A 21,566-nucleotide genomic window follows, 5' to 3' on the forward strand; every position below is an offset into this window, starting at 1 on the left:
TCACCGGCCCAGCCGCAGCAGCTCAGGTACGTGCACAGTTCCGACTCTGTCCGCTCCTCAACGCTCCTGAACGAGGTTGTCCCGCCCATGAATTCACGTCAGCGCCGTGGCGTCATACTTCTGCTCCTGTCGGTTCTCTGCGCCTTCGGTGTGTTCGCCGGTGTTCTGTCCGTCATCAGTGACGTGAATTCCAAGGTGGGGCCCGAGGTAGCGGCGTACCGGATCAAGACCGATGTGGCGCCTTACACGGCCCTGGATCCGGCGCAGTTCGAGAAGATTTCGATGCCCAAGCGCTGGCTGTCTCAGAATGCCGTCACCGATCTGTCCGTGGTCAGGGGAAAGATCGCCGTCACGCAGCTCAAGAAAGGCTCGCTGCTGCAGGACGACATGATGGTGAAGAAGCCCGCGGTCGGCAATGGCGAGCAGGAGATCGCCATCATGATCGACGCGGCCACGGGTGTGGCAGGAAAGATCACACCTGGCTCTCTGGTCAATATCTTCGCCACCTTCGCCGGCAAGAAAGAGGGCGAGACGGACCAGTCGCGCATCATCGTGCCCAACGCCAAGGTCATCGACGTCGGCCGGATCACCGCGCTGCAACCGGACAAGAACGACCGGGGCAGCGGACTCAGTCAGGCCGTGCCCATCACCTTCGCCCTCAACACCACGGACGCCCAGCGCCTCGCCTACGCGGAGTCCTTCGCCGAGCACGTCCGGCTGGCCCTCCTCGGCAACTCCAGCCCCACCACGCTGCGCCCGGGGGACAGCACCTACACCCTCGACGAAGACAAGAACAAGTGAGGGTTGCATGACCACGCGAATCATCCCGGCGGTCGGCGACGCCGACGCGGCACGGTCCATCACCACCCTGCTCAGCCAGCTCCCCGACGCGGAGCCGGCCAGCCCGGTGGGCGACTCGACCACGCTCCTCGACACCCTGGCCCGGCTGGCCGGAGAGTCGATCGATGAGCTGCCTGAAGTCGTCCTGGTCCACGAGCGGATCGGACCGGTACCGGCGCTCGAGGTCATCCGGGAAGTGGCCCTGCGCTTCCCGGCGGTCGGCGTCGTACTCATCACCTCCGACGCCAGCCCCGGGCTGTTCTCGGCCGCCATGGACTCGGGTGCGCGGGGTCTGATCGGACTGCCACTGAGTTACGAGGAGCTGGTCACCCGGGTCCAGGCGGCGGCCGGCTGGTCCGTCGGAGTGCGTCGCCACCTCGGCCAGGGCACGGAGGTCTTCTCCGGTCCCGGCGGCACGGTCGTGGCTGTCGCGGGTGGCAAAGGCGGCGTGGGCACCACGCTGACCGCGGTCCAACTGGCCCTGGCCGCACAGGCCTCCGGCCGGCACACGGCGCTGGTGGACATGGATCTGCAGGCGGGTGACATCGCCTCGTATCTGGACGTGCAGTTCCGACGCTCGATCGTGGATCTCGCGGGTATCCAGGACATCTCGCCCCGGGTGCTCCAGGACGTGGTCTTCCATCATGAAAGCGGCCTCGGTCTGCTGCTCGCTCCGGGCGAGGGAGAGCGCGGTGAGGAGGTCACGGACCGGGTGGCGCGGCAGGTCGTCAGCGCACTGCGCCAGCGCTACCAGGTCGTGGTTATCGACTGTGGTTCGCAGATGAGCAGCGCCAACGCCACCGCCATCGAAATGGCGGAAAGGGCAGTTCTGGTGACCACCCCGGATGTGGTGGCAGTGCGCGGGGCCAAACGAATGGTCCGGCTCTGGGACCGGCTGCAGATCCGCAAGGCCGAGGAGACGGTCACCGTGGTCAACCGCCACATGCGCAATACGGAAATCCAGCCACCTCTGATCGAGCGGATCACCGGCACCCGGGTGGCGCGGATCGCCGTCCCGTCGAACTTCAAGGAGCTCCAGGGCGCTGTCGACGCCGGGCGCATGCAGGACCTGGAGGCCAAGAGCACCGTCAAGCAGGCGCTGTGGGGCCTGGCCGGAGAGCTCGGCCTGGTGACAACCGCGGAGAACGAGGGCAGGACCAGGAGCAAGGGCGGACGCACCGCGAACGACCGGGGGTCATTCGCCTTCGGACGCCGCACACGGGGCGAAACTCCGAAGGACGGGACGTGGGGGGCAGGGGGATGAGACAGAGACGGAAGCTCTTCTGCCGTCGGGACGGCGAGCGGGACAGGGGCCAGATCGCGGTCGAGTTCGTCGGCATGCTGCCGATCATTCTCCTGACCTGTGTGTTGCTCTGGCAGGCCGTGCTCTTCGGTTACGCCTACACCCTTGCGGGCAACGGTGCCGACCGGGCCGCACACGACGCGGCCGTGTCCTACCTGCGGCCGGATCAGGACGTGCGGTGCCAGGAGGGCGCACGCCTGGGAGTGGCCGATCCGGACTACGACTTCAGCGCCGGCTGCATCGTGGACCTTGGGCACAGGTCGATGCGGGCGAGCGTCGGTGTGAAGGTGCCCGTCCTCATACCCGGCCTGACCGACTACTCGTTCGGCACGGTGACCGGCAAGGCCAGTTCGCCGCTGGAGGAGGACTGAACCGATGACCAGGCGCAGAGACGACAAGGGCGCGACAGCGGTCGAGTACATCGGATTCCTGCCGATCCTGATTCTCATCGGGATCTGCCTGGTCCAGTTCGGCCTGGCCGCCTACGCAATGCAGCAGGCGGGCACGGCCGCTCGCACAGCGGCCCGTATCAGTTCGCAGAGCAACGACGATGCCGCCGGCAAGGCGGCCGGTGAGGCAGCCGTCAGCGATCTCATCAAGCCGGGCACGCGGGTCGACATGAGCGGTTCTGCCGATGACGCCAAGGCGACGGCCACCGTCGGCATCCCCTCGGTCATCCCCGGGTTCAGCTTCGACCCGGTGAAGCGTACGTCCACCATGCCGCGCACCGACGAATAGGCCGGCCGAGCGAAAGAGTTGGAGAACCGATGAGCCTTCTGGAGCGCCGAGGCGCCCCCGAGGAGAACGGCGGGAACCGTGAAGACGGTCATCTCGTCGCGACCTACCGGGCGAAGCTGCTTCAGGAGATCGACCTCGCGGAGATGTCGGCGCTGGCCGCGGTGGAGCGCCGCGTCCGCCTGGAGCGCGTACTGGGCCACATCATCAGCCGGGAAGGCCCCGTCCTCTCCACCGTTGAGCGCGCCCAGCTGATCCGGCGCGTCGTCGACGAAGCGCTCGGGCTCGGCATCCTCGAACCTCTGCTGGAGGATGCGTCCGTCTCCGAGATCATGGTCAACGGCCCGGACCAGATCTTCGTGGAGCGCGGCGGCCGGGTCGAGCAACTGCCGATGCGCTTTGCCTCGAACGACCAGTTGATGCAGACCATCGAGCGCATCGTCTCCACGGTCAACCGCCGGGTGGACGAGTCGAATCCGATGGTCGACGCCCGGCTCCCCAGCGGCGAGCGCGTCAACGTGATCATTCCTCCGCTGTCGCTGACGGGCGCCATTCTCACCATCCGCCGCTTTCCCCGGGCGTTCACGCTGCGCGAGCTGATCGGCCTGGAATCGCTCGACGAGCCCATGCTCTATCTGCTCTCGGCGCTGGTGCGGTCCAAGATGAACATCATCGTGTCCGGCGCCACCGGCACCGGAAAGACGACCCTGCTCAACGCCCTCTCCGGACTGATCCCGGAAGGCGAGCGCGTGATCACCATCGAGGACTCGGCCGAGCTGCAACTGCAGCAGTCGCATGTGATCCGGCTGGAGTCCCGTCCTCCGAACGTCGAGGGCAAGGGACGGATCACCATTCGCGACCTGGTACGCAACTCGCTGCGCATGCGGCCGGACCGCATCATCGTCGGTGAGGTCCGTGGCGGTGAAACGCTTGACATGCTCCAGGCAATGTCTACCGGTCACGACGGTTCACTCGCCACCGTCCACGCCAACAGCGCCGAGGACGCGCTGATGCGACTGCAGACCCTTGCCTCGATGTCCGAGGTGGAGGTCCCCTTCGCGGCCCTGCAGGACCAGATCAACTCCGCCGTCGATGTCATCGTGCAGCTCACCCGCCATGCCGACGGTTCCAGGAAGATCACCGAGATCGCCGTCCTCGACTCGCACGGGCGGGAGCCGTTCAAGATCGTCTCTGTGTGCCGCTTCCTGTCCCGGCCGATGGGAGCCGACGGCAAGATCTACGGGCAGTTCGAGTACTACCCGCTGCCCCGCCGGGTCGCCGACCGCTTCTACATGACCGGCCAGCCCGTCCCGCAAGCCTTCGGTATCGCACGGTCCGACGAACAACTCGCCTCCAGAGAAGCCAAGTAGCGAGTAGGTGCCAGGAAATGAATCGACTGGATCAGCTGACGATCGGCGCCACCCTGCTCTTCAGCGCGCTCCTGATCGCGGGCGTCCATACCTACGCCTCGGGCAAGGCCCAGCGCGCGGCGCTCGAGCATCGCCTGTCATCGACGCAGCAGATCACCACTCCGGGGCGGCGACGGCGCTTCAGGGGCGTCGACCGCAGACTCAAACAGACCCGCTTCGGCAAGAAGATCGAGCTACGTCTCGCCGCCACCGGTCTTGATCTCACTGCTGGTGAGTTCTTCGTCTACATGGTCGCCGCCGTTGCCGGCTTCTGGCTCCTCGCCAGCTCGGTACTGGCCTCCTTCTTCGGCCCTATCGCGGGAGTGATCGCGCTCTGGTCCGCGTTCGCGTTCCTCAACTGGCAGCGCCAGAAGCGCATCGAGAAATTCATCAACCAGCTGCCCGAACTCTCCCGCATCATCGCGAACGCCACTCAGGCCGGACTCGCCCTGCGGATGGCGATCAGTCTGGCCGCCGAGGAGCTGGAAGAGCCGGCGGGAGACGAGCTGGCCAAGGTCGCCAACGCCCTCGCCCTCGGGCACTCCATCGACGACGCTCTCGGCGAGCTGGCGGACCGGCTGCCCTCCCGCGAACTGGTCGTCCTCGTCACCACCCTCGTCCTGTCGAACCGCTCCGGCGGCGCCATCGTCAGCTCCCTGCGCAACCTCACGGAGACGCTCGAAGAGCGCAAGGAGACCCGCCGCGAGGTCAGAACCCAGCTGTCGCAGGTGACGCTGACCGCGTACATCGTCCCCGGGATGGGCCTGGCGATGCTGATGCTCATGGACAGCGTGTGGGACGGCGCACTGGACAAGATCACCGGAAATACCCTGGGGCAGGCGGTCGTCCTGATCGCCCTCGGGCTCTACCTCGTCGGCTTCGCCCTCGTCCGCCGACTGGCCAAGATCGAAGTCTGAGGGACGTCATGGAACTGCTGCTCGCACTCGCCGCCGGACTGTCCGTCACCGGCATGTTGTACGGGATCAGGCTCTACCGAGCCGACGCCAAACTGCCCTCGGACCTGGCACTCGCCCTCGAAGTGGGCTCCACCCGCACCAGCGCCGTGGGCAGCGGCATCGACCGCCTCGGCATGCGCTACGCGCCCGCGGTGCTGCGCATGATGGGCCCCAAGCGAGTCAACAAGCTGCGCACGCGGCTCGACATGGCGGGCAACCCCGGTGGCCTGACCGTGGACCGCTACGCCGCCCGCCGCGCGGTCTACGGCTTCATCGGCGCCCTCGGGGCGTTCGCCCTGCTCATCAACGCGCACCCCTTCCTCGCCCTGCTGTTCGTGGCGTTCGGCATCTGGTGGGCGGAGGTGGGGATCTGGGCGGCCACCCGCGCGCGCAAGGCCGCCATCGAACGAACGCTGCCGGACTTCCTCGACGTGCTGGCGGTCGTCGTCTCCGCGGGTCTCGGCTTCCGCCAGGCCCTCGACCGGGTGGCTGAGCGCTACCGGGGCCCCTGGGCCGACGAGCTCAAGATCACGCTCCGCCAGATGGACATGGGGATGAGCCGCCGCGACGCCTTCGAGCAGCTGCGCAAGCGCAACGCGTCCGAGCAGGTCGCCCAGTTCGTCACCGCCCTGCAGCAGGGCGAGGAACTCGGTGCGCCCATCGTCGACACCCTGATAGCCATCGCCAACGACATGCGCCGTACGGATGCTCAGAATGCCCGCCGCCGGGCATCCAAAGCTGTACCTCAGGCAACGGGCATCGTGACCATGCTCATGGTCCCGGCCACCATCCTGCTCATCGGGGCAGGCATGTTCCTCGGTTCGGGCATGAGCCTCGGCGGATGAGCAGGGGATACCGGGGAAGGGGGAGAGTTCCATGGCACTGCACCAGATGTCGACCGGACCGGCCGGCGCCATGACGGCGCACGGCCTGCTCGGCGTCGCCTCCGGCGATGACCTTCCCGCCGAGCCCGCGCTCAGGATTCAGCTGAGCGCGCTCCAGGCCATGTGCCGCCAGGTCTTCGGATTCCGGCTGGCGATGATCGCACTGGCCACCCCCTTCGCCGTCGTGGGCGCGGCATCCGGCTGGCCGACCATTCTCATCGGCATCGCGATCCTGGCCACCTTCATGGGCTCGTACGTACTCTTCCGCGACTGGGAGCGCTTCGGCCCGCTGCTGCTGCGGCATCCCTGGCTGTTAGGCATCGACGCCTTCTTCGGCGCTCTGCTGCTGATCACCGCCACCCCTGCCAGCCCCCTGAGCTACGTCACCATCTGTACGCCGCTACTGGCCGGCCTGGTCTACGGATGGCGAGGCGCAGGCGTCTTCGCCTCACTGACCATCCTGATCATCTTCGCCGCCTACGCCGCCAATACCGAGCTCCAGGTCTCCATCGCCGGGTCCACACTTCTGCCCGGCCTGTGTGCCGTGCTGGGTGCCGTCGGGGTCAGCCTGCGCCAGCTGATGCTCCGCTTCGGTACGGCGACGCAGGCACTCAGCGAGGTACGCTCGCGGCTCGCGGTGACCGAGGCCGTCCAGGGTGAACGTGCGCGTCTGGCACGTGAGATGCACGACTCCGTCGCCAAGACCCTGCACGGTGTGGCGATGGCCGCGGACGGTCTGGCCTCCTCCGCCGACCGCATGGACCCACTCACCGTCAGGCACCAGGCGGAAGTGGTAGCCAGATCCGCTCGCCGCGCGGCCGCCGAATCCCGTGAACTGCTCTCTGACCTGCGCCGCCAGACCGATATCGAAGCCGCGGGCGTCGACGTGGCCGCGGAACTCGCCGCCCGTACCGAGGACTTCGCCCGGCGGACCGGGATGGGGGCCACCTGGCACACCCTCGGCGAACTGCCCGTACCCGCAGTACCGCACGCCGTCGCGCGGCACCTACTGACCATCGCGTCCGAGGCGATGGAGAACGCCCACCGCCATGCCCGCCCCACCTACATCGACGTGTCCGTGGGTGTCGTCGACGGAGCGCTGCGCATCAGCGTCTACGACGACGGGCGCGGTCTGCCGCCGGGCACGTCGCTCGACGACCTCAGAAAGGCGGGCCACTTCGGACTCGTCGGCATGGTCGAGCGCGCTGCCGGAATCGGCGCCCGGATCCGCATCGGACGCGGACGGGCGACCAAGGGAACCGAAGTCCGCCTCGAAATCCCCGTCAACGCCCTGCTGCGCAGTGGCTTGCCCGCCGACGCACACCCGCCGCTGACGCACGAGCCAGTCCCCACCGATGCCATTCCCCCCACCCACTGAAAGGAGGCCGCATCATGCCGGACGATTCGTCGTACACACCAGGACAGCAACTGCCGTCGTCGCACGTGTCCCAGCACACGTCGTCGCACAGCACACCCATCCGCTCCGAGCACACACCTGCCCAGGTACCGCTTCCCCCGCCGGCCGCGGCATCCGGAGGGCTCCCCGCCCTCCCCGCTCCGGTGACGCCGACACCGCTCCGGGTCGTGGTCGCCGACGACAACCCCGTCGTACGGGCCGGGCTCCATGCGCTGCTCTCCGGCCGCGAGGACATCGCGGTCGTCGCCGAGGCAGCAGACGGACGCGAGGCCTGTGAGGCCGCCCAGCAACACCGTCCTGACGTCGTTCTGCTCGATGTCAGGATGCCGGGCGTCGACGGCATCTCCGCGCTTCCGCATCTGGTGCGGATCGCCCCGGTGATGATGCTGACGTACAGCCGGGAGAGCGAGATCGTGCACGAGGCGCTGCGCCTGGGCGCGGGCGGCTACCTGGTCCACGGAGAGTTCACAGCGGACCAACTCGTCGACGCGGTACGGGACATCAGGCAGGGCCGGGCCCACTTCACAGTCACCGCCGCCAACGCGCTGCTCGCCCATGTGCGGGGCGAGCGCGCGCCGGCCGGGCCTCAGCAGCTTGCGGGAGGGCTGGGGCATCAGGGTGCGACTGCACATGGTTCCGCATCGCAAACCGATCCACGCCAGACGTCCAACTTCGGGTACCAGATGGGCTCCTATGTATCAAACTCATTGCAGCCGCGGCACGACGCTTCGCGTATGCAACTAGATGTGGGACAGTCCTTGGAGGCGCGACAGGCGGCAGCCCCACAGGGGCCGACTCAACGCGTGGGGTCCAGGACGGAGTTTGGCCTTAGCTCGCGGGAGGTGGAGGTGATGGATCTGATCGCGTCGGGCATGACCAATCAGCAGATCGCCGCCACCTGCTTCATCAGCGAGAAGACGGTCAAGAACCACATCAACCGCATCTTCGCCAAGTTGCACAGCACCAGCCGGAGCGAAGCCATCGCGGTATGGCTCGGCACAGCACATGGTCACAGCGGTGGCGGCATGCCGAGGGGGGCGGCCGGCCATGGCTGACGGTACGGCGATGTGCGATGCGGGCCGCCGGGCCCACAGTCGGAACGGACAGGCCCATCCCTCTCTTTGGGCCTCGGATTGGGCCCTGGGACCCTCTGCGGGAACCATCCGTCCGTCGTACGTTTCTCGCGTCGAAAGCGGCACCGGCCAGGAGGAAGCCGGTTACGCGGAAGGCACACAAGAGACGTGCGAACCGGCCGGTCTGCGGCCGGCCGGACCCGGAGGGGAACATCATGTCGAAGGACATCGCGCTCAAGGCGGCAGTTGCGACGCAGCTGCGTGTGAGCGGTTGGAAGAACACGGCGATCGAGCGGATGAACCGCAGGGCCGACAAGGGTCAGACCTCGGTCGAATACATCGGCATGCTGGTGGCGGTCATCGCGATCATCGCGATCGTGGTGACCATGAAGGGGGACATCGGCAAGGAGATCGGCAACAAGATCAAGGACGTGATCGGCACGTCCGGCAAGTCGGGCTGATCGTCGGATTGCACAGCAGACAGCGCGAGGCAGGGCAGGCCTTCCCCATCTACATCACGGTGGTGGCGGGCCTGCTCTTCCTCGCGTTTGCGTATTTCGTGGTCGGGGAGTCCGCCGACCAGCGAAATGGCGCCCAGGGTGCTGCCGACGCCGCCGCGCTGGCCGCAGCCCGGGATGCGCGGGATCAGATCGTCGAAGAACTGCTCGGGCCGAAGCTGCCCGACGACTGGGCGGACCTCATTCTCGGACGCGGGTTCGGTCCCGGCGCGGCGTGTCAAGCCGCCGATGAGTACGCGCAGAAGAATGACTCGGACAGGACCAGTTGCCGGCCGTACTACGGGGAGTACTGGGGTTTCACGGTCGGAGTCGAAACAAAGAAAACCATCGGTGATTCGGTGATCCCGGGTACGGCGGACGAGAAGGGCGAGGCAAAGGCCAGGGGCGTTGTCGTGCCGAAATGTTCGCTCAGCGGAGCGAAGCTGGATTGCGACGGCCTGGGCTCGTTGATCGATCCGGACGACCTCGGTAGCGTGCCGGACCTGGCTGATCTCTTCACCGTCCGTCTGATCGACCCGAACTGACCGAGTGACAACTAATCAGAGGAATTGCAGTCATGAGCATGCGGCAGATCTCAGGGGCGCGCAGGGCGGCGGCGGCCGTCACCGCGGCGGTGGCGCTGGCCTTCACGCTGGCCGCGTGCGGCAGCGACGGTGACAAACCTGACAAGACCTCCAATGCCGGCCAGTCGTCTACTCCTGACAACGGGGGCGCGGTCGATCAGGGTGACAAGGGGAATCCCGGAAGCGCGAACCCAGGACCGGGCAAGGTCCTGACGACGCTCAAGGGGGAAGACGGGATGGAGCTGGACATCACCGCCGCCGTCCGAGACGCAGGCGGGTTTGTGACGGTCCAGGGGAACATGCGGAACACCACGGACAACAACTTCAACCACACATCCGACTGGTCCGGTTCCGAACTCGAGGTCAATTCGGCGGTCGGCGGTGGCTCATTGGCCGGAGCCACCCTGGTGGATGCCAAGGAGAAGAAGCGCTACTACGTCCTGCGTGACACGGAAAACCGGCCGCTGGTCACCACAGTCAGCAGCGTCAAGGCCAAGTCGTCGACTCCGGTCTTCATGCAGTTCCCGGCGCCCCCTGAGACCGTGAACCAGATGACGTTTTCGCTGCCGACCTTCCAGTCCGTGACGCTCCGGCTCGGAAGCGAGTGACGCATGCGAGTCAGTACTGGATTCCTGCGTGGCCGGGCCGTGTTCATCGGCTCCATTGTCCTTGCTCTGACCGTTGTTGCCGTTCCGTCGGCGGGAGCCGACGACGGACCGCGCCCCAAAGCGACTTCCGTGTACGAGGGGAAGATCGACGTCAGCGACCCCGACCTCAAGATGGTCGACGGTGCCACGCTCGCCGCTGCCAAGGTTCTGGAGATCAAGCAGGTCGTCGGCGATGAGGCGGGCAATGAACAGCGCGAGGACTCGAATTCCGAGGTCAGGTTCAGCCTGCAGGCCGAGGTCCTCTTCGGTAAGGACAGCGCAAAGCTGAGCAGCGATGCCAATGCCCGTATCAAGGAGATTGCCGAGGAGATCAAGAAGCAGAACGCCAAGAAGGTACGGGTGTTCGGCTTCACGGACGACCTGGGCTCGGCCGAGCACGGTGATGCGCTGTCCAAGCAGCGCGCCGCCGCGGTGCACGGTGTGCTCTCGCAGGAACTCGCCGCTGTAGGCATCAGCTACGAGATCCGGGGATATGGCGAACAGTTCCCGATCGCCGAGAACAACTCCGAGGAGAACCGACGGAAGAACCGGCGTGTGGAGGTCTCCTTCCCGCGAGGCACGGCCTCCTAGAATCCGGGGCTGTTCCTCCGTACAAGCTCAGTGGGCTCCGCCGCAATCACCTTGCAGCGGGGCCTACTTCATGTGTCGGGCCGAGGTGAGCCCGACTTTGGGTCCTGGGACCCACGACTGCGGATGCACCGCGCCATAGCGTCGTGTGCATGTCGCGTATGGGGGTAGTGCGTCAGCTTCGCCGGCGGATGCGTGCGCTGTTGCCGCGCACCGATGCCAGGGCACTCGGGCTGCGGAAGTCGCAGTCGGGGCAGACCGCGGTGGAGTACATCGGTCTGGTCGTGGTGGTGATCGCCATCGTTGGCGCGCTGGTGGCAACCGGTGGTGTGCCCGAGGCGGGCAAGGCCATCGGGAACAAGATCTGCCAGGCGGTCGGCGGCAGTTGTGGCGGTAATGGCGGGGGAGACCCGCAGGCCGCCGACGACCAGCCCGCAGCCGAGGACGGAACCGACGGCTCCGACGGCTCTGACGACGATCCCGGCGCCGGCCAGAAGCCGCAGTCCCAGATCGACTACGAAAAGGCCCTCAAAGAGCTCCAGGACGCGCAGGCCGCCGAGAAGTCCGATCAGGACAAGGCCATCGAGGCCGCCAAGGAGCTCGCGAAGATTCTTGCCGATGAGCTCGGGATCACCGATGCGCTCGACTGCATCACCAAGGGCGACATGGGCGCCTGCACCGAGACGCTCGTCAATGTGCTGCTCAGCCTGATCGGCGGCGCCGTCGGGAAGCTGGCCGCGAAGTACGGGGCGCCCTGGAAGTGGAAGAAGGCCGTCGAGCTCGTCAGGAAGCTCAAGAAGCACGGTGGGGATCTGTACGACGGGCTCACGGGGCTCATCAAGAACCGCAAGCGGGTGAGCGAGGCGGAGAAGAAGCTCGCCGACGCCAAGAGGAAGCTCGACGCGGAGAAGAAGGACAAACCGAAGGACAAGGACAAGGACAAGCCGACCTCGTGTCCCGTCCACAGTTTCCCGCCCGGCACTCCCGTCCTTCTTGCCGACGGCCGGCGGATCCCGATCGAGACCGTGTCCGTCGGCACGAAGGTCACCGTCACCGACCCGGTCGGCGGGCGGACCACGGTACGCCGGGTGACCGACACCATCACGACGTACGACGACAAGGACTTCACCCGCCTCAAGGTGACGACGAGCGGCGGTCCCGCCGTGCTGACCGCGACGGACACCCACCCCTTCTGGCTGACCGGCCGGGGCCGCTGGGCGGACGCCGGAGAGATCGTGCCGGGCGACGGGCTGCGAATGCCGTCCGGCCGGACTCTGAAGGTCGCCGCGGTTTCCCGCTACACCCAGCGGCAGACCACCCACGACCTGACGGTCGACGGTATCCACACCTACTACGTCGGCATCGGCGCCGAGAGCGCCCTCGTGCACAACAACGACGGCGACTGCCTGTCGGCGGACGAGGTCGCCGCCGCCAGGAATCCCACGGTGGGCGAAGGCGATCCGAGCAAGTTCAGGAGCCACTTCCAGCGCCACAAGAAGCTCATCGAGGACGCCCTGGGCACTACGTACAAGAAGCTGAAGGAGGACGGTCCGCGGTTCCGCCAGGACATTCAGAAGGCCATCAAGGACGGCACCTTCGAACTGGTCGGAAAGGGCACGTTGAAGAAGGGCGAGCCCGAGGGAATGATCTACCGTGGCAAGGGCGTGACCATCGTCCTCCGGGAGAACGGCGACTTCTGGACGGCGCTCGAGAGCGGAACCGGGCTCGACACGGCGATCCAGATCACCAAGAAGGTGCCGCCGAAGGCAGGTTAGGGCGATCCCGTGCGGTCGGGATCTGGCGGTCGGGTCCTCGGCGGCCTGGGGCGAGCGGGCTTCGGCGGAACGAAAGGCGTGTGGGCAATGGGTGGCTGGGGCACGGTCGATGAGGCGCTCAGGGACCACCAGGTGTATGACGTCCTCGTCCCGGGCTGGATCGACAGGGACGGGGACGTCCCCGAGTTCCGGCCGCAGCCCCTGGTCGTCTGGCTGAGGCTGGACAGCGGACTGCTGAGGTTCCGATCGGCAGGGCAGTACGACCACCTGGCCGTCGCGCGCGTGCCTCAGGTCGGCTGGGACGATGTCGACTTGCTCGCGGAGGCCGAGGACGAGGTCGTCGTCGCCTCGTACGGCGAACAGCTCTTCGGCGACGGCAGAGACACTCTGCGCTGCGTGCAGCTGCGGGCGTATCAGGTCGCGGACCACCTCAAGTGTCTCGCCCTCGACTTCGAGGGACACCACACGCTCTTCTTCGACCCGACCTGGACGTTCGGCATCAGGATCGGGAATGTGGCCGACGAGCGGCGCTGGCGGGAGCTGTACGCCGGCGAGGAGGCCGGCGTCGAGAGCGTCGACGTGTCCCTCGGGGGAAGCAGCCGTGGTGATTGATCCGTTCCGGGCCGAGACGCCCGTATGACCGAAGAAGATCTGCGACGTGACGCACCCGTGGCGGGTGACCTGTTCAGCGTGGGCCTGCTGGAGCCCGACGTGCTTGTCGCCGCGCTCGCCGGAGCCGTGGGCGTCGCACCCGGGGAGGTCGATGTGGCCGACGCGGACGCGGACCCGGAGGCGCGGAACTGGGACGCCCCCGTGCTGTGCGCCTACACCCGGCTGCCCGCCGGAGGGCTCGGCCTCCTGCTCGATGTGTACGTCGCCGAGGGCACGGGCGGGATCCTCCATGAGGCGGAGCTGGCGCGCCGGTTGGCGGCGCGGGCGGGGACGACGGTGCTGTACCCGGCCGAGGCGTTCCCGCCGAGCGCGTACTGGGCGGTGACCGCCGACGGGCTGAGGACGCGGGCCAGGCTGTACGAACCGGACGAGCACGAGGACCCGTACGTCGTCGACGCCGTCGAGGAGCCGGTGCCGGATCTGCCGGAAGCCCGGGTGACCGTGCTGCCGGAGATCCTGCGCGAGGAGCGCATCGAGTTCCCGGTGACCGATGCCTTCACGGCCGCCGTCCCGGACGGTTCTGCGGGCAGCGAGGCGGACGGGGAAACGGACGCGGAATCGGACGCGGAAACGGACGCGGAGACGGGGGAGCAGACATGAGCGTGCCTCTCGGCGCACGGCTTCGGGACGAACTGGGCGTGCCGCGACGCGCCCGGCTGCTGGAGAGCAGCCCGCGGTCCGCGGTGTGGCGCGTCGACGTCGACGCGGGCACCGTCGTCGTCAAGCAGCTCGTCGCGGGCGCGGGGGCAGATGAGCGCTACGCGCGCGAGGTTGCCGCGCTGCGGCTTGCTACAGCGGTCCAACCACCCGTTGTGCCACGGCTGTTGGGCGTGGACGCCGACGGGCGCGTACTGGTGCTGGAGGACGTGGAGCACAGGCCCCCGCGCGCGGGCTGGGAGGTCCAGTACGCGACAGCGCTCGCCCGGCTGCATGCGGCGGGCGTGGGCGGGGGCGGCGCGGAGCTGCCGTCGTGGGCCGGGCCGGACGCGAAGGACATCGTGTCGTTTCTGGGATTCGCCGACGCGCTCGGGGTCCCCATCCCGGACGGTGTCGAGGACGAGCTGGGCCGACTCCTGGGCAGGCTCGCCGAATGGGACGGGCCGCCCGCCCTGCTGCACGGCGACCCGTGCCCGGGCAATGACCTGCACACCGAGGACGGCGTTCGCTTCATCGACTTCGAGCAGGCCTGCCTCGGCAATGCGCTGATGGAACTGGCCTATCTGCGGATCGGCTTCCCCACCTGCTGGTGCGTGACCGCCGCCCCCGAACCGCTGCTCGCGCAGGCCGAGGCGGCCTACCGCACGACCTGGCGGGAGGCGACAGGTACGGATGTCGAGGGTGAGCTCGTCGACGCCTGTGCCGGGTGGCTGATCCGGGGCGACGCGCTGGTTCAGCGCGCGGAGCGCGGGACCGTCGACCAGTTGGCCCGGGTCATGGACGAGGACTGGGAGTGGGGGACGGTGAGCGCGCGGGAGCGGCTGGTGCACCGGCTGGGGGTGGTGGCCGGGATGGACGGCGGCACAGAACGACTGGGCGGCCTCGGGCGGCTCGGCGCGGACATGCGGCGCGCCATGCTCGATCGCTGGCCCGGACTCCGAGGCGCGCCGAGCCGCAGGCCCTAGCAGGGGCCTTTGGGTCCGTGGGCCCATGCGGGGTCGCGGACACCGCTGTTAGCGTGCGGCGACCGGACCCCGACAACGGACGAGGTGGGCACGGATGACGCAGCGGCGCACGGCAGTTGCGGCAGCGGCGCTTGCCCTCGCCGTGGGGCTCACGGCCGGCTGCGGCGGCGGCGACGACACTGCCGGAAAGCCGCCGCAGCCGAAGAGGGAGACCGCCGCCGCGACGCCCGCCACCCAGGACCCCACTCCGGAAGCACCCGGCTCGCCGACCCCCGCCACTTCCCCAAAGGACCTCTCCAAGGCCGAGTTGGAGCAGGCCATCCTCGCCAAGGGGGACGCTCCCGGCTTCAACGTCGGCCCCCTGGGCGCCCCGCCGTCCCAGGGTGAAAGCGCCGACAAGCCCGAGTGCGCCCCCCTCACCGCCGTCATCAACGGCAAGCCGGAACCCCTCGCCCAGGCCTCGGCCTATCGTCAGCTCACCGGCGCCAAGGACGACCGGCCCGCGGTCTCCGAGTTCCTCAGCGCCCACGGGGCGCAGGGCGCCGCGACAGTGCTCAGCCGACTGCGTACCGCCGTCGAGGCCTGCAAGGGCGGCTTCACGGCGAGCGGCGGCGAGGGTCCTTCCACGTACAGGAGTGTGAAGGCGCTGCCCGTCGCCGAGGTCGGCGACGACGCGTTCGCCTATCAGGTCACCGGTGATTTCGAGGGCGATCCCGTGCCCCTGGTCTTCCAGGTCGTACGGTGCGGCGGCACGCTCGCGACGTACTACACCGCGAACCTGGAGGGCCCGGCGACACCGCAGATCCCGCGCGTCCTGCTCACCGCCCAGGTGGCGAAGCTCAGTTGACCGTCACCAGCACACCCGGGACCAGGCCCCATCCCGCCATCGCCCCGGCCTCCGCTTCCAGCACATGACGTGCCCGAAGGCGCGGCAGGCCGAGCCGTCCCGGCTTCATGGTGTGGACCTCGACGACCCTCAACTCCTTGTCCAGGTAGGCCACATCGATGGTGAAGCGCATCCGGAAGGTGTGCACGCTGTTGCACGGTGTCAGCAGGATCGCGCCCGCGATCCCGTCCCGCCCCAGCAACCCGCGCCGCCGCGGCCCGTACGTCGCCGCGATCTCCACCGGGACACCGCTGTTGTGCCCGGCCACGGTCAACGTCCCTGTGCCGCCCCGCCATTGACGCCGTCCACTCATAGTCCGAGACCGTAGCGCCCGGCACACCCCTGTGGGCCCCGGATCGGCAGGAGTGGGGCCCCAGGGCCCATGACCGGCTGCGGATCCCGGCCTATGCTCGCTGCCGTGTACGCCACGCTGATCGCCGTCGCCGCCCTGTGGGGCGCGGGCGCCGGGCTGCTCCTGCCGCGCGCCGTGTACCGGCTCTCCGTCGAGCCGGAGGAGGCGTGGCGCGACGCCTGCGCCGAGGGGCACCCGTTCACCGGGCCCGCGCGGGGATGGATCGGCGGGGCGCGATGCGTGGCCTGCGCCACGGCCGTTCCGGCTCGTACGGCACCAGGCACAGCGAAAGCCGAAGGCGCGCCCGCCCCCCGCCCCCAGCCGCTCGTCCCGCTCATCACCGCTTTCGTGTGCGCCGCCCTCGCAGCCGCCACCGGGCCCCGCCCCGAGCTGGCCGTCTGGCTGCTGCTCACGCCCTGTGCCGTACTGCTTGCCCTCGTCGACCGCGCCGTCCACCGCCTGCCCGACCAGCTGACCCTCCCGCTCGCCGCCGCGGCCGCGGCCCTCCTCGGGCTCGCCGCACTGCTCCCCGGCGACGGCGGCTCCTGGCCCACGGCGCTGCTCGGCGGGCTCGTCCTCGGTGCCGCCTACTTCGTGCTCTTCCTGATCCACCCGAACGGCATGGGCTTCGGCGACGTCAAGCTCTCCCTCTCACTCGGCGTCGTTCTCGGCTGGTACGGCTGGGCGATCCTCTTCGCCGGAGCCTTCGCGGGCTTTCTGCTGGGTTCGTTGTACGGGCTCGGGCTGATGGCCCTGCGCCGCGCGAGCCGTAAGACCGCGATCCCCTTCGGGCCGTTCATGATCGTGGGCGCGCTGGCGGGGGTACTGCTAGGAGCCCTGGCGGCGATGCCGTAGAACCGGCCCGGCGTATATGTGCAAGACAACGGGGCATTCGCCGCGCAGTATCGACCGTATGGACTACAAGCCGGTCAATCTCACCGAAGCCCTGGCCTCCTTCGACGAGGTCTACAGCCCTCGCATCGTCGCCCGGATGAACGACTACGACGTACGGATCGCCCACACCGCCGGAGAGCACGTCTGGCACGTCCATGAGGACACCGACGAGTTCTTCCTCGTACTGGACGGGCGCTTCGACGTCGCCCTGCGTGCCGCCGACGGCACCGAGTCAACCGTCGAACTCCGCAAGGGCGACACCTTCGTCGTCCCGAAGGGCACCGAGCACAAACCCTCGTCGCCCGGCGGCTCGATCCTGATGTTCGAGCCCTCCGGTACGAGCACGACGGGCGACCGGCACGAGGGCGAGATCCCCGGGCATGTCGACAGCACCACCGGACACGCCCTGTCGTGACGGCGTCGCCAAGCCCGGCACCGGCGCCTCAGGCATGAGGGCCGACCGTGACCCTGCCCACCGTCAACTCGGCCCGCCCCTGAAGGATTTCGCCGACCCGCTCGGCCTGCTGCTCCAGCTCCCGGCGGCGCGCGGCGGTCTTGAGCGCGTTCCCGACCGGTTCCACCGTCACGGCGATCCGCCGCCCGGATCTGCGCTGGTGCCAGACGCAGGCGACGGTCCCGTCGACGAGCACCACCGGGAAGTTCCCAGCCTGTCCGCCCGCCAGTGCCCGCTCGTACGCGACACCGGGGAAGAGCAGCTCGCGAGGCTGCGAGGCGATGGTGTACGCGTCGAAGTACGGCAGCAGCCGCACGCCCCGGGGACGCTCGTCGGGGAACCCGGTGTCGCCCGAGGCCACCCACGCCGGGCTGCCCTCGAACACGACCTCCTCGATCCGTCCCTTGTCCGCGAGGGAGGTGAACAGGCCGTCGGCCCAGGCCTTCGGCGCGGCCAGCCACTTCGCGAAGTGCGCCGGCGTCGCGGGCCCGTAGGCGCGCAGATAGCGGTCCACGAGGGCGGCCGAGGCGGCAGGCCCGTCCATGGGGACGACGCCGGGACTGGTGTAGGTCGCCTTGCGGCCGCGGTTGGGCGCGAAGCGGAGCACCCCGCGCTGCCCGGCCTTGTGCATGACCTGACGCCAGCGCGGCCACTTGTCCTGGAAGGCGTCCATCACCCGGTCGCCGGCCCAGGAGCCGGTGCGCGCGACGATCGCCTCGGTCAGTTCGTCGATCGTCAGCTCGGCGCCGGCGAGTGCGTCCCCGATGGCCGCGACGACCTGCTCGGTCTGCTCGGCCGTCATCCGTACATCCGCGGGCATCGGATTCGGACCGGCCGGAATCGCGGACAGCGCCCCGGTCCACAGCGGAAGATCGGCCGCGGCCAGCAGATGAACGGTGCCGCGCGGCCCGTACGTCTTCACCAGGCTGCCCTCGCCCCACAGCGCCTCGCGCACATCGGCCAGGGTCGCGCCGCCGTCCAGCCGCAGCGCGAGCGACAGCTCGGCGGCGGACAGCACCTGGGCATGCGCCCCGAGCATGGCGGCGGCGATCCCCGCGGGAGAGCTTCGGGCAGGTGCGGCCAGTCCCTGTCGCTCCAGGCGACGGGCACAGGCCTCGGTCCACGTCACTCTGTGTGTCGTCATGCGGACGACTCTAGGAGCCATATAGGCCACTACCTGTCCGCCTTGCCCCGTGCGACGAGGAAAAAGGCGGGCCCCTGACTCCCGTGAAGTGCTGTACCGGCGAATCGGTAAGTATTGGACGGATCCGAGGAGTTGGCGTGGGCAGGGTGAAGACGTCCTACAGCTGCGGGCTCGATGCCGCCGTGGACGTCGTCGGCGGAAAGTGGAAAGCACTCATCCTGTGGGCGCTGCACGACGGGACGTACCGCTTCGGGGAGCTCAAGCGCCAGGTGAGCGGTGTCAGCGAGAAGATGCTGATCCAGCAGCTGCGCGAGCTGGAGGCGGACGGTGTGGTGCATCGCGAGGTGTACCGCGAGGTTCCGCCACGGGTGGAGTACTCCCTCACCGAACTGGGCAAGGCGCTCAACACCGCACTGCTGCCTCTGGGGGAGTGGGGCGACGCCTTCATGGGACAGATCCTCGCCGGGAAGGCCAAGGAGCAGGCTGTCTGACGGGACGTAGGACCTGCGGCGTCAACGGCGCGCCCGCGGCCGGGTCCCTCTTGGGGGGTACGGCCCCGGGGCGGGCGCGGGGCCCGCAGGCCGCCGCTTCCGGGCCCGGGCCTAGGATCCCCCACCGCGCCCGGATATCCGGAGCGTGATTACGGCATGGCGTGGCACTCGGCACCGCTTACGAAGGGTTATGGTGGAAACCCCCCCTCGGGCCGGTCCGTATCCCCCCCACGGACCGGCCCGTTTTATGTTCCCCTCCGCCTTCCCGGCGCTCCCTCAGCTCCGTCCGGCCCAGATGTTGGTGCCCGCGGTGTCCACGGCGAAGGTGTCGATCTCCTTCAACTCCTCGGCGCTCAGCGGCTGTCCGGCCAGTGCCGCGACATTCTCCTCCAGCTGCTGCACGCTGGAGGCGCCGATCAGCGCCGACGTCATCCGCGGGTCCCGCAGCACCCAGGACAGCGCCAGCTGGGCGAGTGACTGACCGCGCGACGCGGCGATGTCGTTCAGGCCGCGCAGCCGCCGGGTGACCTCGTCGGAGAGCAGGTTCGGGTCCAGGGACTTGCCCTGCGTGGCCCGCGAGCCCTCCGGGATGCCCCCCAGGTACTTGCCGGTGAGCAGCCCCTGTGCGAGCGGCACGAAGGAGATGCAGCCCATGCCCGCGTTCTCCAGCGTGTCGAGCAGGCCGTCGTCCTCGATCCAGCGGTTGATCATGGAGTACGAGGGCTGGTGGATGAGGGCCGGGACGCCCATCTCCTTCAGCAGGCCGGCGGCATCGGCGGTCTGCTCCGCGTTGTACGAGGACACGCCCGCGTACAGCGCCTTGCCCTGCTGCACGGCGGAGGCCAGCGCGCCCATCGTCTCCTCGAGCGGAGTGTCCGGGTCGAAGCGGTGGGAGTAGAAGATGTCGACGTAGTCCAGACCCATTCGCTTCAGGGAGGCGTCGAGGGAGGACAGCAGGTACTTCCGCGAACCCCACTCGCCGTAGGGTCCGGGGTGCATCAGATAGCCCGCTTTGGTCGAAATGACTAGTTCATCGCGATATGCAGAGAAATCCTGTGCGAAGATCTTGCCGAAGTTCAGCTCGGCCGAACCGGGCGGCGGTCCGTAGTTGTTCGCCAGGTCGAAATGCGTCACACCCAGGTCGAAGGCGCGGCGCAGAATCGCACGCTGCGAGTCCAGGGAACGGTCGTCGCCGAAGTTGTGCCAAAGACCGAGGGAGATCGCGGGGAGCTTGAGCCCGGAGCGGCCACTGCGCCGGTACTCCATCGACTCGTAGCGGTCCGCGGCGGCTCGGTAGAAAGGGGAATCAGTCACGCATCCCTCCTTATCACGGACTTGTGACAGACCGGGCTGGGCCGCCGTGGCCCGTGCGCAGTACTGTGGCGGCTTCGGGGACTGCCGCACACGGGGGTCAGGGACTGTGCTGCATCTCCCGGGGACTGAGACATCAGCGGCCGGCGCCGCGGAGCCCCCGGACCCGACAAAGGGCCGGTGCGCCCGACAGAACCGAGAGGTGAACTCAGTGAACTTGCGCGACCTGGTGTACGGGCTCTACGCACGCCGGGTGGAAGGCCGCCTCGACCACGCCCAGGTGCCCAAGCACATCGGCGTCATCCTCGACGGCAACCGTCGCTGGGCCAAGGCGTCCGGCGGCACCGCCGCGCAGGGCCACAAGGCCGGGGCCGACAAGATCTCCGAGTTCCTCGGCTGGTGCCACGAGACCGATGTCGAGGTCGTCACGCTGTGGATGCTGTCCACGGACAACTTCGACCGGCCCGAGGACGAGCTGATCCCGCTGCTCGGCATCATCGAGGACACGGTCCGCGGCCTGGCCGCCGACGGCCGCTGGCGTGTCCACCACGTGGGCACGCTCGACCTGCTGCCCGCCCGCACCCAGTCCGTACTGAAGGAAGCCGAGCAGGCGACCGTAGGCATCGACGGCATACTCGTGAACGTCGCCGTCGGCTACGGAGGCCGCCAGGAGATCGCGGACGCCGTCCGCTCCCTCCTGCTGGAGCACGCCAGCAAGGGCACGAGCTTCGAGGAGCTCGCCGAGATCGTCGACGTCGAGCACATCTCCGAGCACCTCTACACCCGCGGCCAGCCCGACCCCGACCTGGTCATCCGCACCAGCGGCGAGCAGCGTCTGTCCGGATTCATGCTCTGGCAGAGCGCCCACTCCGAGTACTACTTCTGCGAAGTCTTCTGGCCGGCCTTCCGCAAGGTCGACTTCCTGCGCGCGCTGCGCGACTACGCGGCGCGTCACCGCCGCTACGGATCCTGACGGGATTCCCGCGGCTCACGTACACCCGGGTGAGTGCTGTTACCCCCTGTTCATCCTTG

Annotated in this window: 25 protein-coding genes; 22 read left to right on the forward strand and 3 right to left on the reverse strand. The window is 68.5% G+C overall.

Annotated elements, in window-relative coordinates; all coding sequences use genetic code 11:
- Positions 1–87 precede the first annotated feature (87 nt).
- The 18 genes from cpaB to OOK40_RS27490 all read left to right on the forward strand — a co-directional run bounded on the left by cpaB (position 88) and on the right by OOK40_RS27490 (position 15,849).
- Positions 88–801 (forward strand): Flp pilus assembly protein CpaB, encoded by a 714-nt coding sequence (gene cpaB / locus OOK40_RS27405; RefSeq protein ID WP_266486981.1) that lies wholly within the window; start codon positions 88–90, stop codon positions 799–801.
- A gap of 7 nt (positions 802–808) precedes the next feature.
- Positions 809–2,104, forward strand: a complete 1,296-nt coding sequence (locus OOK40_RS27410; protein WP_266486983.1) for an AAA family ATPase — start codon at positions 809–811, stop codon at positions 2,102–2,104.
- Positions 2,101–2,514 (forward strand): TadE/TadG family type IV pilus assembly protein, encoded by a 414-nt coding sequence (locus tag OOK40_RS27415; RefSeq protein ID WP_266486984.1) that lies wholly within the window; start codon positions 2,101–2,103, stop codon positions 2,512–2,514. The genes OOK40_RS27410 and OOK40_RS27415 overlap by 4 nt, the downstream gene beginning before the upstream one ends.
- A 4-nt stretch (positions 2,515–2,518) precedes the next feature.
- Entirely contained in the window at positions 2,519–2,881 is a 363-nt protein-coding gene (locus tag OOK40_RS27420; RefSeq protein WP_266486985.1) for a TadE/TadG family type IV pilus assembly protein, read from the forward strand.
- Positions 2,882–2,910: 29 nt separating this feature from the next.
- Positions 2,911–4,248: a CpaF family protein gene (locus tag OOK40_RS27425; protein WP_266486987.1), complete on the forward strand. Its 1,338-nt coding sequence runs from the start codon at positions 2,911–2,913 to the stop codon at positions 4,246–4,248.
- A gap of 17 nt (positions 4,249–4,265) precedes the next feature.
- Complete coding sequence (locus tag OOK40_RS27430) at positions 4,266–5,204, forward strand: type II secretion system F family protein (RefSeq protein ID WP_266486988.1); 939 nt, start codon at positions 4,266–4,268, stop codon at positions 5,202–5,204.
- Positions 5,205–5,212: 8 nt separating this feature from the next.
- On the forward strand, positions 5,213–6,088 hold the full coding sequence (locus OOK40_RS27435; protein ID WP_266486989.1) for a DUF5936 domain-containing protein: 876 nt from the start codon (positions 5,213–5,215) through the stop codon (positions 6,086–6,088).
- Positions 6,089–6,158: 70 nt separating this feature from the next.
- Complete coding sequence (locus OOK40_RS27440; RefSeq protein ID WP_266487679.1) at positions 6,159–7,505, forward strand: sensor histidine kinase; 1,347 nt, start codon at positions 6,159–6,161, stop codon at positions 7,503–7,505.
- A gap of 14 nt (positions 7,506–7,519) precedes the next feature.
- Positions 7,520–8,599 (forward strand): response regulator transcription factor, encoded by a 1,080-nt coding sequence (locus tag OOK40_RS27445; RefSeq protein ID WP_266486990.1) that lies wholly within the window; start codon positions 7,520–7,522, stop codon positions 8,597–8,599.
- 233 nt (positions 8,600–8,832) lie between these two features.
- Positions 8,833–9,078 carry a hypothetical protein gene (locus OOK40_RS27450; RefSeq protein ID WP_266486991.1) on the forward strand — a complete coding sequence of 82 codons (246 nt, stop codon included), beginning with the start codon at positions 8,833–8,835 and terminating at the stop codon, positions 9,076–9,078.
- 8 nt (positions 9,079–9,086) lie between these two features.
- Complete coding sequence (locus OOK40_RS27455) at positions 9,087–9,659, forward strand: pilus assembly protein TadG-related protein (RefSeq protein WP_266486992.1); 573 nt, start codon at positions 9,087–9,089, stop codon at positions 9,657–9,659.
- A 32-nt stretch (positions 9,660–9,691) separates the two neighbouring features.
- A complete protein-coding gene (locus OOK40_RS27460) occupies positions 9,692–10,306 on the forward strand; it encodes a hypothetical protein (RefSeq protein ID WP_266486993.1) in 615 nt (204 codons plus the stop codon).
- A 3-nt stretch (positions 10,307–10,309) separates the two neighbouring features.
- Complete coding sequence (locus OOK40_RS27465) at positions 10,310–10,936, forward strand: OmpA family protein (RefSeq protein WP_266486994.1); 627 nt, start codon at positions 10,310–10,312, stop codon at positions 10,934–10,936.
- A gap of 149 nt (positions 10,937–11,085) precedes the next feature.
- Entirely contained in the window at positions 11,086–12,708 is a 1,623-nt protein-coding gene (locus OOK40_RS27470) for a Hint domain-containing protein (protein ID WP_266486995.1), read from the forward strand.
- An 87-nt stretch (positions 12,709–12,795) separates the two neighbouring features.
- Positions 12,796–13,320: a hypothetical protein gene (locus tag OOK40_RS27475; RefSeq protein WP_266486996.1), complete on the forward strand. Its 525-nt coding sequence runs from the start codon at positions 12,796–12,798 to the stop codon at positions 13,318–13,320.
- Positions 13,321–13,344: 24 nt separating this feature from the next.
- A complete protein-coding gene (locus OOK40_RS27480; RefSeq protein ID WP_266486997.1) occupies positions 13,345–13,980 on the forward strand; it encodes a hypothetical protein in 636 nt (211 codons plus the stop codon).
- Positions 13,977–15,002 (forward strand): phosphotransferase family protein, encoded by a 1,026-nt coding sequence (locus OOK40_RS27485; RefSeq protein WP_266486998.1) that lies wholly within the window; start codon positions 13,977–13,979, stop codon positions 15,000–15,002. Before OOK40_RS27480 ends, OOK40_RS27485 begins: the two co-directional genes overlap by 4 nt.
- A gap of 94 nt (positions 15,003–15,096) precedes the next feature.
- The gene (locus tag OOK40_RS27490) at positions 15,097–15,849 is read left to right on the forward strand and encodes a hypothetical protein (RefSeq protein WP_266486999.1); all 753 of its coding nucleotides are present in this window, start codon (positions 15,097–15,099) and stop codon (positions 15,847–15,849) included.
- On the opposite strand, the gene OOK40_RS27495 is transcribed toward OOK40_RS27490, so the two are convergent.
- Entirely contained in the window at positions 15,842–16,201 is a 360-nt protein-coding gene (locus OOK40_RS27495) for a DUF192 domain-containing protein (protein WP_266487000.1), read from the reverse strand. The genes OOK40_RS27490 and OOK40_RS27495 overlap by 8 nt on opposite strands.
- A gap of 105 nt (positions 16,202–16,306) precedes the next feature.
- Between OOK40_RS27495 and OOK40_RS27500 the strand changes: the two genes are divergently transcribed.
- Both OOK40_RS27500 and OOK40_RS27505 read left to right on the forward strand, forming a co-directional pair.
- Positions 16,307–17,095, forward strand: coding sequence for an A24 family peptidase (locus OOK40_RS27500; RefSeq protein ID WP_266487001.1), 789 nt, complete (start codon positions 16,307–16,309; stop codon positions 17,093–17,095).
- Positions 17,096–17,153: 58 nt separating this feature from the next.
- Positions 17,154–17,549, forward strand: a complete 396-nt coding sequence (locus OOK40_RS27505; RefSeq protein WP_266487002.1) for a cupin domain-containing protein — start codon at positions 17,154–17,156, stop codon at positions 17,547–17,549.
- A 28-nt stretch (positions 17,550–17,577) separates the two neighbouring features.
- Here OOK40_RS27505 and OOK40_RS27510 read toward each other — a convergent pair whose 3' ends face one another.
- Positions 17,578–18,732, reverse strand: a complete 1,155-nt coding sequence (locus OOK40_RS27510) for a winged helix DNA-binding domain-containing protein (RefSeq protein WP_266487003.1) — start codon at positions 18,730–18,732, stop codon at positions 17,578–17,580.
- 137 nt (positions 18,733–18,869) lie between these two features.
- On the opposite strand from OOK40_RS27510, the gene OOK40_RS27515 reads away from it, so the two are divergent.
- The gene (locus OOK40_RS27515; protein ID WP_266487004.1) at positions 18,870–19,223 is read left to right on the forward strand and encodes a helix-turn-helix domain-containing protein; all 354 of its coding nucleotides are present in this window, start codon (positions 18,870–18,872) and stop codon (positions 19,221–19,223) included.
- 276 nt (positions 19,224–19,499) lie between these two features.
- Here the strand turns inward: OOK40_RS27515 and mgrA are convergent, their stop codons facing one another.
- A complete protein-coding gene (gene mgrA, locus OOK40_RS27520) occupies positions 19,500–20,537 on the reverse strand; it encodes an L-glyceraldehyde 3-phosphate reductase (protein ID WP_266487005.1) in 1,038 nt (345 codons plus the stop codon).
- 208 nt (positions 20,538–20,745) lie between these two features.
- Here mgrA and OOK40_RS27525 point away from each other — a divergent pair, with 208 nt between their 5' ends.
- A complete protein-coding gene (locus OOK40_RS27525) occupies positions 20,746–21,507 on the forward strand; it encodes an isoprenyl transferase (RefSeq protein WP_266487006.1) in 762 nt (253 codons plus the stop codon).
- Positions 21,508–21,566: the final 59 nt, after the last annotated feature.

It is taken from the genome of Streptomyces sp. NBC_01481 (genome assembly GCF_026339995.1).
Taxonomy (GTDB): Bacteria; Actinomycetota; Actinomycetes; order Streptomycetales; family Streptomycetaceae; genus Streptomyces.

Bases quoted from the DNA above. Each gene is read 5' to 3' on its own strand.
- OOK40_RS27510 (WP_266487003.1), bottom strand. From the start codon at position 18,732: ATGACGACACACAGAGTGACGTGGACCGAGGCCTGTGCCCGTCGCCTG.
- OOK40_RS27410 (WP_266486983.1), top strand. From the start codon at position 809: ATGACCACGCGAATCATCCCGGCGGTCGGCGACGCCGACGCGGCACGG.
- OOK40_RS27485 (WP_266486998.1), top strand. From the start codon at position 13,977: ATGAGCGTGCCTCTCGGCGCACGGCTTCGGGACGAACTGGGCGTGCCG.
- OOK40_RS27425 (WP_266486987.1), top strand. From the start codon at position 2,911: ATGAGCCTTCTGGAGCGCCGAGGCGCCCCCGAGGAGAACGGCGGGAAC.
- OOK40_RS27415 (WP_266486984.1), top strand. From the start codon at position 2,101: ATGAGACAGAGACGGAAGCTCTTCTGCCGTCGGGACGGCGAGCGGGAC.
- OOK40_RS27480 (WP_266486997.1), top strand. From the start codon at position 13,345: ATGACCGAAGAAGATCTGCGACGTGACGCACCCGTGGCGGGTGACCTG.
- OOK40_RS27490 (WP_266486999.1), top strand. From the start codon at position 15,097: ATGACGCAGCGGCGCACGGCAGTTGCGGCAGCGGCGCTTGCCCTCGCC.
- OOK40_RS27460 (WP_266486993.1), top strand. From the start codon at position 9,692: ATGAGCATGCGGCAGATCTCAGGGGCGCGCAGGGCGGCGGCGGCCGTC.
- OOK40_RS27440 (WP_266487679.1), top strand. From the start codon at position 6,159: ATGACGGCGCACGGCCTGCTCGGCGTCGCCTCCGGCGATGACCTTCCC.
- OOK40_RS27475 (WP_266486996.1), top strand. From the start codon at position 12,796: ATGGGTGGCTGGGGCACGGTCGATGAGGCGCTCAGGGACCACCAGGTG.
- OOK40_RS27420 (WP_266486985.1), top strand. From the start codon at position 2,519: ATGACCAGGCGCAGAGACGACAAGGGCGCGACAGCGGTCGAGTACATC.
- OOK40_RS27445 (WP_266486990.1), top strand. From the start codon at position 7,520: ATGCCGGACGATTCGTCGTACACACCAGGACAGCAACTGCCGTCGTCG.
- OOK40_RS27495 (WP_266487000.1), bottom strand. From the start codon at position 16,201: ATGAGTGGACGGCGTCAATGGCGGGGCGGCACAGGGACGTTGACCGTG.
- OOK40_RS27430 (WP_266486988.1), top strand. From the start codon at position 4,266: ATGAATCGACTGGATCAGCTGACGATCGGCGCCACCCTGCTCTTCAGC.
- OOK40_RS27470 (WP_266486995.1), top strand. From the start codon at position 11,086: ATGTCGCGTATGGGGGTAGTGCGTCAGCTTCGCCGGCGGATGCGTGCG.
- OOK40_RS27465 (WP_266486994.1), top strand. From the start codon at position 10,310: ATGCGAGTCAGTACTGGATTCCTGCGTGGCCGGGCCGTGTTCATCGGC.
- OOK40_RS27505 (WP_266487002.1), top strand. From the start codon at position 17,154: ATGGACTACAAGCCGGTCAATCTCACCGAAGCCCTGGCCTCCTTCGAC.
- OOK40_RS27435 (WP_266486989.1), top strand. From the start codon at position 5,213: ATGGAACTGCTGCTCGCACTCGCCGCCGGACTGTCCGTCACCGGCATG.
- OOK40_RS27450 (WP_266486991.1), top strand. From the start codon at position 8,833: ATGTCGAAGGACATCGCGCTCAAGGCGGCAGTTGCGACGCAGCTGCGT.
- cpaB (WP_266486981.1), top strand. From the start codon at position 88: ATGAATTCACGTCAGCGCCGTGGCGTCATACTTCTGCTCCTGTCGGTT.